Source organism: Nannocystis pusilla, from assembly GCF_026626665.1.
Lineage (GTDB): Bacteria > Myxococcota_A > Polyangia > Nannocystales > Nannocystaceae > Nannocystis > Nannocystis pusilla.
Genome location: NZ_JAPNKE010000002.1, coordinates 5044308 through 5057670 on the forward strand (window position 1 = coordinate 5044308; position 13363 = coordinate 5057670).

At 71.9% G+C, this 13363-nt stretch carries 10 protein-coding genes and 1 pseudogene; 3 read left to right on the top strand and 8 right to left on the bottom strand.

The window, feature by feature from the left end; all coding sequences use genetic code 11:
• The first annotated feature begins 158 nt into the window (after nt 1-158).
• Together OV079_RS22295 and OV079_RS22300 are read left to right on the top strand one after the other, a co-directional pair.
• Nucleotides 159-890, top strand: a complete 732-nt coding sequence (locus OV079_RS22295; protein WP_267770879.1) for a hypothetical protein — start codon at nt 159-161, stop codon at nt 888-890.
• Nucleotides 891-1097: 207 nt separating this feature from the next.
• Entirely contained in the window at nt 1098-1883 is a 786-nt protein-coding gene (locus OV079_RS22300; RefSeq protein ID WP_267770880.1) for an SDR family NAD(P)-dependent oxidoreductase, read from the top strand.
• 358 nt (nt 1884-2241) lie between these two features.
• On the opposite strand, the gene OV079_RS22305 is transcribed toward OV079_RS22300, so the two are convergent.
• The gene (locus OV079_RS22305; RefSeq protein WP_267770881.1) at nt 2242-3615 is read right to left on the bottom strand and encodes an MFS transporter; all 1374 of its coding nucleotides are present in this window, start codon (nt 3613-3615) and stop codon (nt 2242-2244) included.
• A gap of 317 nt (nt 3616-3932) precedes the next feature.
• Here OV079_RS22305 and OV079_RS22310 point away from each other — a divergent pair, with 317 nt between their 5' ends.
• Nucleotides 3933-5021: a hypothetical protein gene (locus tag OV079_RS22310; protein WP_267770882.1), complete on the top strand. Its 1089-nt coding sequence runs from the start codon at nt 3933-3935 to the stop codon at nt 5019-5021.
• 193 nt (nt 5022-5214) lie between these two features.
• Here the strand turns inward: OV079_RS22310 and OV079_RS22315 are convergent, their stop codons facing one another.
• From OV079_RS22315 to OV079_RS22345, 7 genes and pseudogenes are all read right to left on the bottom strand, one after another.
• Entirely contained in the window at nt 5215-6123 is a 909-nt protein-coding gene (locus OV079_RS22315; protein WP_267709369.1) for a hypothetical protein, read from the bottom strand.
• 213 nt (nt 6124-6336) lie between these two features.
• Nucleotides 6337-7443, bottom strand: a complete 1107-nt coding sequence (locus OV079_RS22320; protein ID WP_267770883.1) for a DNA ligase — start codon at nt 7441-7443, stop codon at nt 6337-6339.
• Between the two features lie 95 nt (nt 7444-7538).
• Entirely contained in the window at nt 7539-8726 is a 1188-nt protein-coding gene (locus OV079_RS22325; RefSeq protein ID WP_267770884.1) for an LBF_2804 family protein, read from the bottom strand.
• A gap of 50 nt (nt 8727-8776) precedes the next feature.
• The gene (locus tag OV079_RS22330) at nt 8777-10852 is read right to left on the bottom strand and encodes a serine/threonine-protein kinase (RefSeq protein WP_267770885.1); all 2076 of its coding nucleotides are present in this window, start codon (nt 10850-10852) and stop codon (nt 8777-8779) included.
• A gap of 157 nt (nt 10853-11009) precedes the next feature.
• On the bottom strand, nt 11010-11333 hold the full coding sequence (locus tag OV079_RS58340; protein WP_267778616.1) for a response regulator: 324 nt from the start codon (nt 11331-11333) through the stop codon (nt 11010-11012).
• A 115-nt stretch (nt 11334-11448) separates the two neighbouring features.
• Nucleotides 11449-12531 (bottom strand): annotated as a pseudogene (locus OV079_RS58345) (sensor histidine kinase); the annotation flags it as partial.
• 360 nt (nt 12532-12891) lie between these two features.
• A complete protein-coding gene (locus OV079_RS22345; protein ID WP_267770886.1) occupies nt 12892-13353 on the bottom strand; it encodes a DUF6918 family protein in 462 nt (153 codons plus the stop codon).
• Nucleotides 13354-13363 lie beyond the last annotated feature (10 nt).

Sequence of the window (13363 nt, forward strand, 5' to 3'; positions counted from 1 at the left end):
CAATGTTCGCCCAGATCAAGGCGTCGGCCAGCTTCTGAGGCACGAGTGACTCGTGCTGCTTGATGACAGCGATGATGCGTCGGCTCATGTGCAGGCGAGCCCCCTCGCTCTCCCCGCGGCGAGCCGTCGCGCCCGCCCATCGCTTCGTGCTCCGTCGCGTGCACCTCGGCGGCGACCCCATAGCCGATGAGGGGCCAAAGCTTCGCCGAGGCCGATCTCGGTGGACGCCAGAAACGGTAGAATTCGGCGTGGCCGCCAACCTCCTCGATCCATCCGCGCCGTTCGTGCGCGCCGTGCTTGCAATCATCGAGGATGACGCGGACCCCGAGGCCGCGATCACGGAGCTCGTCGCAGCGGAGAAGCGACACGGCATCCGCATCCTGCGCGACGACGTGACCGGCTCGCTCGCCTCGACCTGGGTGCCGCTGCGGTCGCCGCGGCCGACCCTGCGGGAGCTCCGTGCGCTGCTGGCCCGATTCCCGGCCCCGCGAGACGGCGTCATCGACGACGACGCGCTCAGGGCCTTCGACCGTCAGCGCCAGGCGCTCTACCGCGAAGGCTCGGACGACGAGACGCCGGACGAGCCGCTGTTCGCGTTCCTGTCCGGGACCTCGCTGCTGCTCGCCGGCACCGACTTCGCCGGCGATCACTGGATCGAGTACCCGGACGGAGCGCTCGGCTCGTGGACGCCACGGGCGTGGGGCCAGTGTTTGCGCCACTGGGCCCGCGCGGCCACGAAGCGGGGCGAGCTGCACCGGGCATGGCTCGCCCGCCAGGACCACGTGTTCTTCACCTCCTACGCCTATAAGGCCGAGCCTCGCTATGACGCGTGGTGCCGAGCAGTGCTCGAGGTCATCCGCCGCAAGTGTGAACGCCAGCTCGACGAGTGACGTTCACGGAGCAGCCCGGGCCCCGCGCACTCACATGCCCCCAAAGACATGTGAGCAATGAGAACGCGAAGTCATGCTCATCCGTGCGGCCCGCGGCCACCGCGCGGCCCGGCTGTCGGCCGAGCCCGCTCGCCGCCGGTCTGCCGCCGAAGCCGAGCGCGCGGGAGCCCTGTCAGATGAGCCCACGCGCCGGGTTAGCCTGGCCGCATGACCGCACGTCAGCCGCTCGCCCTCGTCACCGGGGCCAACCGGGGCCTCGGCCTCGAAGTGTGCCGCCAGCTCCGCGACCGGGGCTATCGCGTCATCCTGACCGCTCGCCAGGCGGAGCACGGCCGCGCGGCCGCGCGGGAGCTGGGGGTCGAGTTCTTGCCGCTCGACGTCCGCGACCCGGCCAGCGTCGACCGCCTCGTCGCCGAGCTGAAGCGCGTCCACCCCGAGGGCCTCGACGTCGTGATCGCCAACGCCGGCGTGGCCCTCAACGGCTTCGACGGCCAGGTGGCGGAGACCACGATCGACACCAACTACTTCGGCGTCCTGCGCGTGGTCGAGGGCGTGCTCCCGCTGCTGCGGCCCGAGGCGCACCTCGTGCTGGTCTCGAGCGGCGTCGGCCAGCGCGACCTGGTGTCGCCCGAGCTGCGCGCGCGCCTCGACCTCGACGCGCTCACGCGCACCGAACTGTCGGCGCTGATGCGTCAGTTCGTGACCGACGTGAAGGAAGGTCGCCACCGCGAGGCCGGCTGGCCGGGCACCGCCTACGGGACCTCGAAGATCGGCGTCACCGCGCTGGCCCACCTGCTCGCGCGCGACCTCGCCGACGACCCGCGTCGGCTCGACGTCGTCGCCGTGTGTCCCGGATGGGTCCGCACCGACATGGGCGGCCCCAACGGCGAGCGCAACGTCGAGACCGGCGCCGGCAGCATCCTCGGCGGCCTCGACGTCCCCCGCGACGCCCCCCACCGGTTCTACCGCGACGGCGCTCCCGCGAACTGGTAGGCCGCGAGCTCGATCACTCCCCGGACATGTCCATCCAGGCATGTCCCCGAGGACATATCCTCGTCCCGACGCCACGGGCGCCCTATCAACATGCGCCACCGCTCGACGTCCGCACGAAGGACCGAACCCCATGGATGACATGTCCCGGAGGTCATGTCATCGACGCGCCGCCGCCCGCCCGCCGCGCGTCTTCCCGAGGATGATCGAGCCCGCCGCCGGCGCCGACCCGCGACCTGCCCCCGGATGATCGAGCCGCCGCGGCGCCTTCTGGCATGCCCTTTAGAACATGTCGTTCGGAACATGCCCGAACATGCAGCGCAGCCGCATCGCCCGGAGCCTCCGAGCGCAACCCGGGGACTCAAGTCGGCCGGTGCCCGGCGGCCGTGATCCCTGCCCAGATGCCGGGCCGGCGGGTGTGCCCGCGGTCGCCGGGCTTGAGGTCATCGATCTCGGGGGTGCGCCAGATCAGCAGCACCGCGCCGGCGAGCAGCAGGATCAGCGTGAACACGCCGACCCCGAGCTGCACCGCCAGGCCCGGGCCGCCGCCGAGCTGCACCGCCAGCCAGTCGCCGAGCAGCGCCGACAGCACGCTGCCGACCGGCATCGCGCCGAACATCGCCATGTTGAACAGCGCCAGCACGCGCCCGCGCATCACGTCGGGGGTCAGGAGCTGGACCGAGGTCATCAGGCTCGAGAAGGCCCAGATCCAAAAGAAGCCCGACACGAGCAGGCACGCGGCCGCCCACGCCGGCTCGGTCAGCGCGCAGAAGAGCGTCATCGACGCCCCGGACATCAGGAGCGCCAGCGGGATGATGTGGTGCCGCGGGTACCACGACGGCAGGCGGCCCAGAGACAGCCCGCCGAGCACCGCGCCGGCGCCGACGGCCGACAGCATCACGCCGTAGGTGGCCTCCTCGGCGTGGTACACCTCCGACACGAACAGCGGCAGCATCCGCTGCAGCGGCGCCGCCAGCATGCTGAGGAGCAACAGGCCCAGCATCACCTGGCGCGCGCCGACGTGGTCGCGGACGAACCGCAGCGCCTCGCCGACCTCGCGCCACGGCTTGTGCGCGCCCGTGCTGGCCGGGGGCGCCGGCGCGGTCGAGCGCACCGCCCACATCACGCCGACGAAGCTCAGCGCGTTGAGGGTGAACAGCAGGGTCGCGCCCCACCTGGCCATCAGGACACCTGCGAGCGCCGGCCCGGCCACGCGCGCGAGGTTGAACTGCATGCCCATCAGCGCGATCGCCTGCGGCAGCTCCTCGCGCGGCACCAGGCGCGGGCTCAGCGTCTGCCACGCCGGCGTGTTGAAGGCCATGGCGATCCCGTTGACGAGGCCCAGCCCGATGAGCACCGGCGGCGTGGCCCAGCCGAACGCGTGGGCCACCGCCAGCAGCCCGGCGATCGCCATCATCGCCACCTGCGTGACGAGCAACATCTTGCGCCGGTCGACCCAGTCGACGAGCAGCCCCGCCGGCAGCCCGAGGATGAGCATCGGCCCCAGCTGCGCGACCGCGAGCGCGCCGAGCATCAGGGTCGAGGCTGTCTGTTCGGCCATGAGCCACTGGACGCCTACGCCCTCCATCCAGGTGCCGAGCGACGAGCCCATGGCCCCCAGCCAGACCCGGCGGAAGCCGACGTGACGCAGGACCCCGCGCCACGGCAGGCCCCGGGTCTCGACGCCCATGTCGACCTGCGACGCGCTCGGATCGACCTGCAGGTGCTGGACCACGGCGCGAGCATAGCGCGTCGCCCGAGCCCGCGCCGCACGGCCCACTCGCATGAACTTTCGGACATTTTTCACAAGCGCGCGCTCCGGCGCCGCCACGTCGTGGTCGCGGCAGCGGCGATGTGCCAGGCTGTCGCGCGCGGCCTCGCCGCCGCGCACGCGCTCCGCGCAGCGATCTTCGCCCGCGGAGCGCCCACACGCCCATGACTCTCCGGACATGTCCTTCGGGCCAGCGGAAGGCACATGGCTATTCGGACATGTTCTCTCGACCCTCCGAACCTCGCTCGCGTGTCCCCTCCTTGCGACCACGGCCCTGACCGATGACCCGCCCCCGCGCGCTCGCCCTGCTCCCGCTCGTCGCCGCCGCGCTGGCCGACCCGCGCCCGGTGCACGCCTGCGACTGCGCCCTGCTCGGCCCGACCTTTCATCCGCCGTACGTGCCCGACCCGTTCGCCGCCGCCGTCACGACCTCCGAGGAGGTCGCCGGCCTCACCTGCCGCCCGGCCAGGCGCGGCCGGCTCGCCTGCACCTGGACCGCCCGCTACGTGCTCACGCGCGCCGTCGCCGGCGACATCCCGCTGACCTTCGCCTACCCGACCGGCGCCGACGTCGTCGTCCGCCTCGACGGCGAGGTCGTCGCCGACTCGGTCGCGAGCCTCGATCCGCGGTTCGGCGTCGCTCAGCGCGAGCTGCTGGTCACCTGGCCCGCAGGACAGGCGAGGGCCGTCGTCGAGCTCCGCGCCGACCTGCTCGTCGGCCCTGCGCTTTGCGGCTGCGACACCGGCAGGACGACCAACCGCCGCCGCCACCCGAAAGTCTCGCCGGCAGGCCTCCCCCACTACGCCGTCGTCTACCAGCCGCAGGCGCAGCCCGAGAGCGTGCGCCTCAGCCTCGACTTCCGTCGTCCGTGGCGCGAGTACCAGCCGGCCCTGTTCCGGGGCGGCAAGGGCCGCCGGATCACCCGCGACATCGCCAAGCGCGGCGACGACCCGGTGAGCATCGCCTTCAAGGCCCCGTTTCGCCTCGACCCCGGGGGCCCTGTCGCCGGCGTCGGCCTCGGCTTCTCGCCCGAGGGCGTGCGCCCGCGCCTGCGACTCGGCTGGGAGCTCGCGTGGCCGCAGGTGTGGGTCCACAGCCTGGTGATCGAGACCGACGCGCGCGCCCGCGTGGCCGTGATCCCGGCGTGGGAGCTGACGTATCCCCGTGTCCCGCACCGGCTCGTCCCCGACAGCGGCATCGGCGTGGGTGCGCCGATCCAGCTGGCCCCGCTGGCCCGCCCCGGCGTCCGCGTGTTCGCCCGCCTCGGCTGGTTTTGGGTCCACCTGCTCGGCACCCTCGACGTCTACCCGGCCTTCCGTGGCGCCCCGCCCGAGCGCCTCGGCTCGCTGATGCTGCAGTTCGGGATCTGACCGCGTGGCGACATGTCCGAAAGGACATGCTCTCCGAACGGAGCCCTCCCGCACCTCCATGTCTCTTCGGACATGCGCTTCAGAGCATGTCCTTCGCGCCCGCTCGCGACGACGCCCGCCGCACTCGGGGGAGTGGGGCGGGCGCGATCGGCCGTCAGGCCGCCGTCAGGCTAGTTCGGGGGTCGGAAACCGCTCACTTGGAGCCGGCGCACTTGGCGTCGGCCTTGGTGATCCAGCCGTCGAGCTCGGCGTCCTTCAGGTTGTACTTCTTGACGGCCTTGTAGACCTGCTCCACCTGGTACTCGCAGATGAGCATCTTGTCGACCTGAGCCGGCAGGATCTTCTTGCCGAGGTCGACGTAGCAGCCCTTGGCGACCTCCTGCAGCTTGTTCTTGGCCCAGTCCGAGGTCAGCTTCTCGAGGTCCTCGACCGCCATGCTGCACTGGAAGGGCACCTCGTTGGTGCCGCCGTCGAGGTTCTTCTTGGCCTCGTCGAGGGCCTCCTTCGCGCGCTTGCCGGCCTCGACCTCCTTGCACAGGGCGTCGGCCTTGGTCTTCTCCTCGGGCGACACCTTCTCGGCGGTCGCCTGCAGGTCGAAGCACTTGCTCAGGCCGTCGCCGCCGCTGTCGCGGATGCCCTCGAGCTCCTTGATCGCGGCGTCGATCGACTTCTTGAACAGGTCAGCGCACAGCTTCTTGACCTCTTCGTCCTTGATGTCGCTGTACTTACAGGACGACAGGGCGTCCTCCATCTTCTCGCCGGTCTTGAGCGCGCCCTCGACTTCCTTCTTGATCCGGATGGCCTGCTTCTTGTCGCTCAGCTCCTGCTGGCACTTCTTGTACTCGTCGCAGGCGCTCTTCTTGGCGCACTCGAGATCGGCCTTCTCCTCCTCGGGGTCGCGGTCCTTCTTCTCGCGACAGTCCTTCATCACCAGGTCCTTCAGGCCCTCGACGAGCGCCTTCTCCTCGGGGGAGGCACACTCCACGGCCTTGTTGAAGACCGTCGAGCAGTAGTCGCCGCCGCCGCACCCGGAGGTGGAAGACATGCCGAGACCGAAGGCCACCAGGCCCGAGGCGAAAAACATGCGATTGAACGTGTTCATGGAGTGTCCGTGGGGTCTTTCGTGCTGATGGGTCGACGAATTCGCAGGTACGCGGCGGCGAAAGTCAAAACCTGGGGGAGGTGGATCGATTCGACGGACGGCCTTTTGTTCAGTGCGAATTCGCGCTGCGCAAGTACCATATTTGCGCGCCCGAGACAACTCCGGCCGAGCCCCCCGAGCCCGCTCACGCCCCGGCCTCCGCCCCGAACAACGTCATCGACTCGCCTTCTGGGCCGGCGCCGAGCCGGGCGTCCAGGCGACGTCGTGGCGGACCCCGACGAACGACGGGAAGCGCGGCACCCCGCCGTCCGACAGCTCCTGGTAGCGGAACGTGACGATGGTGCCGACCACGGGCGGGTCCTTGCGGTCGGCGTCGGACAGGCCGGTGCCGAGAGCGAACCGCGTGCCGTTGCGGAGCTCGACCAGCAGCGCCCCGAGCCGCCCCTTGTGCTTGCCGGTGCCGGCCTGGTGCCCGACCACCCGCGCCTCGTCGTCGTGGAACGTCTTGACCTTGAGCAGCGTGTGCGAGCGGCCGACCTCGTAGCGCGAGCCGGGCCGGCGCAGCATCAGGCCCTCGCCGCCGAGCGCTTCCACCCGCATAAGCTCACGCTGCAGGTGCGCCGCGCCGGTACAGATCTCGTGCGCGTGCGCGCTGGCGAACGCCGGCCGCCGCCGCTCGAGCTCCCCGTGGTAGTGGCGCATCCGCGCCTCGAAGTCGCCCTCGTGCCCCGGCGCGTCGAACACCAGGAACCGGATCTGCCGCCACGCGTCGCCGCCGTCCTGCCGCCGCACCACGCTCACGGTGCGCTGGAACGCCTTGCGACCTTGCCACAGCTCGCCGTCCAGCGTGAATTCGGGCAGCCCGGCCGTGAACCACTCGGGCGCGTGATAGACGTTGCCGAGCCGCGACACGAACCGCTTGCCGTCCCAGTAGGCCCGCACGCCGTCGAGCTTCTCGCTCATCCACCAGCCGGTCGGGTCGACGTCGGGCTCGTACACGTGCGCCAGCAGCAGCGGCGGCGCCTGCTCGCCCGCCTCGTCGCCGTCCTCCGAGCTGGTCTTGGGGCCAGCCTTGCTGGCCTTCGGGACAGCCGACTTCGGAGCCCCGGCCGCCCCGGCAGGCGCGCCGATCCGCGCCAGCTCGACCGCCTCGCCGCGCAGCGCCTTGAGGTGCTTGCACGTGCGCCGATCGATCGGCCCGCCCGCGTTACGCCACGCCGGGCAGCTGCACGAGTACACCCCGCCCACGTTCTTCAGCACGTACGGCTTCGCGCCGGACCCCTTGACCTCGACCGAGTCCCCATCTGCCAGATCGGGCATGTCCCATCCTTCGCCTTCGCGGCCGGCCGAGACTACCCGCTCGCGGCGATCCGCGGCAGATCGGGCCGGCGCGGGCGCTCGGTCGATATCGAGCGCTACGGCGTCAGCAGGTCGAGCATCTTCGGCGCCAGCTGATCGCCGGACAGCAGCGCGCGCTGCAGCACGAGCACCTGGATCCGCGGCGGCGGCCGGCCGCACACGCGGAACGCCCTGGTCATGATCGCGCGCTCGCCCTGGCGCACCCGCCCGTCGAGGATGCACGCGATCACCAGCGTGTGCAGGGCCGCCTTCTGCTCGGCGGGCAGCAGCCGGCGCAGGCACTCGATGAAGCGCGGCACGTCGTCGAGCGCCTCCGCGTCTGTCTCTCCGATCCTGCTCTTCAGGTCATCCAGCATCTCGATCAAGTTCGGGTGGAAGTCGCGCGAGCGGACCACCGCGGAGCCGATGGCCCGCATCAGCGCCTCGCGCAGCCCCGGCGACGGCTCGGGGTGCGGCGCCAGCACGAAGCCGAGCAGCTCGCTGGCCGCCGACGGCCCGATCGCCCGCAGCCTCGCCTCGCGCAGCGCCCGGCGGCACACCAGCGCGTCCCACAGCGCGGTGATCGGCACGGCGACGAACGGGATCCAGGCCCGCAGCGCCGCGCGGCCGAAGATCCGCGTCAGCAGCGTGCGCGCGACGAACTTGGTCAGGCTGACCTTCGCCTTGTAGACCAGCGTCGCCAGCAAGATCCGCAGGCGCGACGCCTCGCGCCGCGGATCGATGCCGAACATCGGCCGCGGCGGGTTCGGGATCTCGAGCGCCGCGCGGGCCAGCACCGCGGCGAAGATCTCGTCCTCGTCGTCGACGATGTCGCCCGCGTGGCGGACCACGTCCTGCCCGACCTCCTTGGCGCGGAACAGCGGCAGGCCGGCCGCGGCCGCCAGCTGGTGCACCGAGTCGATCGCGTTCCAGTAGATCAGCGACAGCTCGATCGCCACCAGCGGCAGCGCGGCCAGCAGCGTGAGCAGCATGAACTCGACCCACCGGCCCCAGCTCGCGCTGCTCGGGTCGTCGCCGAGCAGCGGCTGCAGGGCGACGTTGGCGATCGCCCCGAGCCCCGCGCACACCGCCCCGACGATCGCCGCGCGGCCGACCGCCAGGTACTCGATGCGGCGCAGCGCCCGGCGCTCGTCCGGGTTGAGGAAGTGGACCGCGTCGCGGGCGTCGGGGTGCACCGCCTTGCCCGCGCGGCGCTTGAAGTACCGCACGGCGAGCGCCTCGACCACGCGCCGCTTCTGCGTCACAGGCCCGAGATGCTAGCGCATCTGCGGCGGCCGGTGCGGCGCGCTGGCGCTCACGGCAGGGCCAGGTCGACCTTCTTGGCCAGGATCGTCTTGGCCAGCGAGCGCAGGGCCGCCTCGCGCTCGGTCGCCACGCGCAGGCGCTCGGACAGCACCTCGATGACCGCGAGGCCGATGTCGCCGCTCTCGCGCACGATCTTGCGGAAGCGGTCGGCCCCCAGCATGAGCGCCCGCACCGGCTCCTCGGTGGCGAACACCCCGGCCGTGCGCGCCGACTGGCTGAGCACCGCGACCTCGCCGCACACATCGCCGGGCTTGAGGCGATTGATGACGGCGCCGTCACGCACGACTTCGACCGTGCCCTCGAGCAGGATGCACAGCGCGTCGCCTGGCGCCCCCTGCTCGAACACAGCCTGCAGCGGCGCGAACGCGACCTCGTGGCAGGCCTCCGCGATCGGCAGCAGCGCGGCCGTCGGCACCGCGTTGAACAGGCTGATCTTGCGCAGGAACATGATGCGGCCGATGAGCGTGCGCAGGCTGTGCGGCGCGCGGGAGGCGTCGATCTCCTCCTCGTCGTCGCCGCACAGCGTGCTGACCACGTTGAGCCACGGGTCGTCGATCGCCGGCCCCGGCCGCTGCAGCTCCGACGTCGTGATCGGCGACAGCTCGCGCGAGCGGGTGAGCCTCCGCCCGGCGCGCACGATCCCGCTGAAGCACTTCTGGCTCAGCGTCAGCAGCAGCTCCATCGCCACCTCGCGCGTCGGGCCCGACGTCGGCGTCGACGAGGGGTAGATGCGCATGAACACCCGCCAGTACACGTCGCCGCCGGCGTCGCCGAGGCTGTCGACGTCGCTGTCGCTCTCGAGCCCGCGCAGGATCAGCAGCGCCGCCTCGCGGTAGACCGCCATCAGCTCGCGGCGCAGGTCGGCCAGGCCGCGCTCGTCCATCATCGCCGTGCCCGCCACCGCCTCCTCGTCGCGCGGGCGCCCGGCCAGCCAGTAGTCGCACTCCTCCTCGAGCGGCCGCAGGCGGTCGAGCAGCAGGTGGGCCGCGTCGAGCGAGCGGCGGGCCAGCTCCGACCGGCGCATGCGCTCGCGCGAGCCCTCGAGGTCCGCGTCGAGGTCGGCCAGCAGCTCGACCACCGAGCCGTAGCGGTGCTCGCGGTTCTTGCTCAGCGCGCGGCGACAGATGTCCTCGACGCCCGGCGGGATCGGCCGGTTCGGCGCCCGCTTCGACGGCGGCTCCAGCTGCTCGACCATCACGCGCATCAACACCTCCTTGGCGTTGGCGCCCTGGAAGGGCTGCGTGAGCGTGAGGATCTCGTAGAGGATCACCCCGAGCGACCAGATGTCGCTGCGGACGTCGAGGTCGTGGCCGGCCTTGGTGATCTGCTCCGGCGCCATGTACTCCGGCGTGCCGGCGTGCATGTGCGCCCGCGCCTGCCTGCGCCCCTGCGGGCCCATCACCTGCGCCAGGCCCCAGTCGACCAGCACGACCTCGCCGTACTCGCCGATGAGCACGTTCTCCGGCTTGAGGTCGCAGTGCAGCACCCCGCGCGCGTGGGCGTAGGCGACCGCGCGGCACAGCTCGATGAAGCAGCCGAGCAGGCGGTACATGCCGAAGCTGTGCGTCGTCGTCGGGTCGCCCTCGTGCAGCGCGTCGATGATCTGCGACAGCGGCCGCCCGGTCAGCCGCTTCATCGTGTAGTAGAGGCCGAGCGTCGGGCTGCAGCCGAGGTCGTAGGCCGGCACGATGTTCGGGTGCTCGAGGCCGCCGGTGATGATCGCCTCCTCGACGAACGCCTGCACCCGCACCGGGTCGTTGACGTGGTGCGGCGACAGCACCTTGACCGCCACCGTGCGCCGCATGCTGCGGTCGGCCCCCAGGTAGACCACCCCGCCCCCGCCGCGGCCGAGCTGATCGCCGACGGCGTAGCGGCCGTCACCGATGCCGTCGATCGGCGGCCCGAGCTCGTCGAGGCCCGGGCTCACCTGCGGCTCGACCTCGATGTCGCGCAGGTAACGGACGATCTGCGGTTCGGTCCCGGTCACCGTCGGGCGGAGCTCCGCCATGACCGGCTCGTCCTCGTGGTCCGGCTTGTCCCACGGCCATCGCTTCGTCCCGCTCATGCGCGCACCGCAGCATAACAAAGGACGCGGGCGCGCGATCGCGCCCCATGCCGCCGCAAGCCGCGGCGGCCCGCCCCGCGCAGGTGTCCGCTCGCGGCGCGCACCGCCTGGCTCCGGGCCGCCCGCCGCCTTCGCTGCCCGCGCAGCCGCGCCGCGGTCACGCCTCCGCTCGCGGCGCCGCCTCGGCCACCGCCGCCAGCAGGTCGCTGATCTCGAACGGCTTGGCGATGCAGGCCGCCGCCTGCAGTTGCGCCGTCCGCTGCGTCGCCCGCGTATCGCCGGTGATCACGATGGTCGGGATGGCCGCCATCGACGGGTCGCGCAACATCTGCTCGCGCAGCTCCCAGCCGCTCATCACCGGCATCATGAGGTCGAGCAGGACGAGGCTCGGCCGCAAGCCGCCTTGCAACAGGCGCAGCGCCTCCTTGCCGTTGGGCGCCGTGACGACCTCGTAGCCCTCGCCTTCGAGGACCAGGCCCATCGTCTCGCGGATGTCCCTGTCGTCCTCGACCACCAGCACCGGGCTCACGACGACGTCTCCCGGCGCGAGGCGGACCCTCCACCACCAACCCCTGGACCGACGGCGCCAGCGGGAGGTCGACGGTGAACGTCGCCCCGACCCCGAGCCGGGACTCCACCGCGATCCGGCCGCCGTGCATCTCGACGAAGCGGCGGGCGATGTAGAGCCCGAGCCCGAGCCCGCCGTGGGTCTCGACCGGGGCCGCGCGCTCGAACGGGTCGAAGATCCGCTCGAGCGCCTCGGCGGCGATGCCGATCCCGCGGTCGACCACCTGCAGGCGCGCGCCGTCGCCGTCGAGCGTGATCGTCACGTCGATCGGCCGCCCCTCGCCGTACTTGATCGCGTTCGTCAGCAGGTTCGTGACGATCTGGTCGAGGCGGGCCGGGTCCCACTCGCCCACCGCCGACGCCGCCCCGTGCAGTCGGATCTGCCCCGGCGCGCCCGTCTCGCTGGCGGTCAGCAGATCGATCACCGCGTCGGTCACCGCCACCAGATCGACCTGCGATCGCTCGAGGCGGAGGCGACCGATCTGCAGGCGCGTCGCGTCGAGCATCTCCGACACCAGCAGCTCGAGCCGGCGGAGCTGGCGGTGCAGCACCCCGACCGAGTGCTGCGCCGCCTCCGGCAGCTCCGCGCCCTCGAGCCGGCGCAGCGCCAGCTTGGTCGCGGTCAGCGGCGTCGACAGCTCGTGCGAGGCGATGCGGATGAACTCGTCGCGGACCCGCAGCTGCCGGCTCTGCTCGCGCTCGATCGTCAGCACCCGCTCGGCGTCGAGCGACAGCGGCAGCGGCGTGCGCTCGGTCGGCAGGTCGACGACCGCCTCCCAGCTCTCGACGTCGCCCTTGGCCAGGTCGAACTCGTGCTTCAGCGGCTCGAACGACTTGCCGAACTCCGCCAGGCCGTCGTGGATGACCGCGTTGAGCGGGCACGAGATGAACGGCTCACCGCCGGCGGCGACCAGCCGCTCGTACGCGCGGAGCCCGAGCAAGCGGTGCCAGCGGGCCTGGATCAGGTCGTCCTCCCACTTCACGACCTCGAGGTCGACGAACCCGTGCTCGACGAAGAAGCCGATCGTCTTCTCGAGCACCTCGTGGAGCGTGCGCGGTCCGCCGAGGTCGTAGCCGACCTCCTCGAGGTACTCGCGGATCCGCCGGCCCATCTCGCGCACCAGCACGCGCACCGACGCCGGGTCGTAGAGCGACAGCGTGCGCCCGAGGCCGTACACGTACGCCTCGTAGAGCGAGCGGCGGAACTCGACCGAGCGCGACGCCTGGGCCTCGCGGGCCGCGAGCGCCTGCTCGAGCTCGGCCACTCGCTGACGGAGCGCACGAACTTCGTTATCCGTGTCCCCGGGTGCAGCAGCGTCAGCAGGAGCCGGAGTCGCCACTTCGTCTCTCCCTGAGGCTCACGGTATCACGACCCTCCAGGGCCGCAAGCGATGCGCGCGCGGGGCCGAACGCGCCGCCAGGGCCCGCCGCGCGCGGCCGCTCGTCCGCGAGGCAGCGGCCGAGGCCGGCGCTCAGGCGACGAACGGCGCCAGAGTGCGCGCCAGCCCCGGCACCGCGATGCGGACGTGGGCCTCGGCGGAGTCGCGCAGGCGGTCGTAGGTCTTGCGCAGGGGTCCGCTGGCCTTGGCGGCGCGGCGGTCGGTGACCGTGAGCAGCGCCTGGGCGACGCGGGGCGCCTCGGTGGTGACGTGGGCGGCGAACACCTCGGGCAGCGGCGCGCCGGCGCGGGCGGCCTGCTCGCGGCTCTCGACGAACACCGGCTCCATCGCCGCGGCGAACTCGGGCAGCAGACGGTCGACGACGTCCGCCACCATGGTCGGGCGGATCGCCGCGACCAGCTTGTAACCTGCCTTGATGGCCAGGGCCGAAAGGCCAGTCTTGCTCTTCACCTCGGCGTCGATCAGTGAGGCGCACGCGCGGACCACCTGCGGACGAACCTCTTCCCGGGTCAAGATCTCGACTAAGGTGGCCATGGGCACGCTT

What these genes read in the sequence shown, in the direction of transcription:
- OV079_RS22300 (WP_267770880.1), top strand. Translation starts at nt 1,098, where the DNA reads ATGACCGCACGTCAGCCGCTCGCCCTCGTCACCGGGGCCAACCGGGGC.
- OV079_RS22310 (WP_267770882.1), top strand. Translation starts at nt 3,933, where the DNA reads ATGACCCGCCCCCGCGCGCTCGCCCTGCTCCCGCTCGTCGCCGCCGCG.
- OV079_RS22315 (WP_267709369.1), bottom strand. Translation starts at nt 6,123, where the DNA reads ATGAACACGTTCAATCGCATGTTTTTCGCCTCGGGCCTGGTGGCCTTC.
- OV079_RS22320 (WP_267770883.1), bottom strand. Translation starts at nt 7,443, where the DNA reads ATGCCCGATCTGGCAGATGGGGACTCGGTCGAGGTCAAGGGGTCCGGC.
- OV079_RS22330 (WP_267770885.1), bottom strand. Translation starts at nt 10,852, where the DNA reads ATGAGCGGGACGAAGCGATGGCCGTGGGACAAGCCGGACCACGAGGAC.
- OV079_RS58340 (WP_267778616.1), bottom strand. Translation starts at nt 11,333, where the DNA reads ATGGGCCTGGTCCTCGAAGGCGAGGGCTACGAGGTCGTCACGGCGCCC.
- OV079_RS22345 (WP_267770886.1), bottom strand. Translation starts at nt 13,353, where the DNA reads ATGGCCACCTTAGTCGAGATCTTGACCCGGGAAGAGGTTCGTCCGCAG.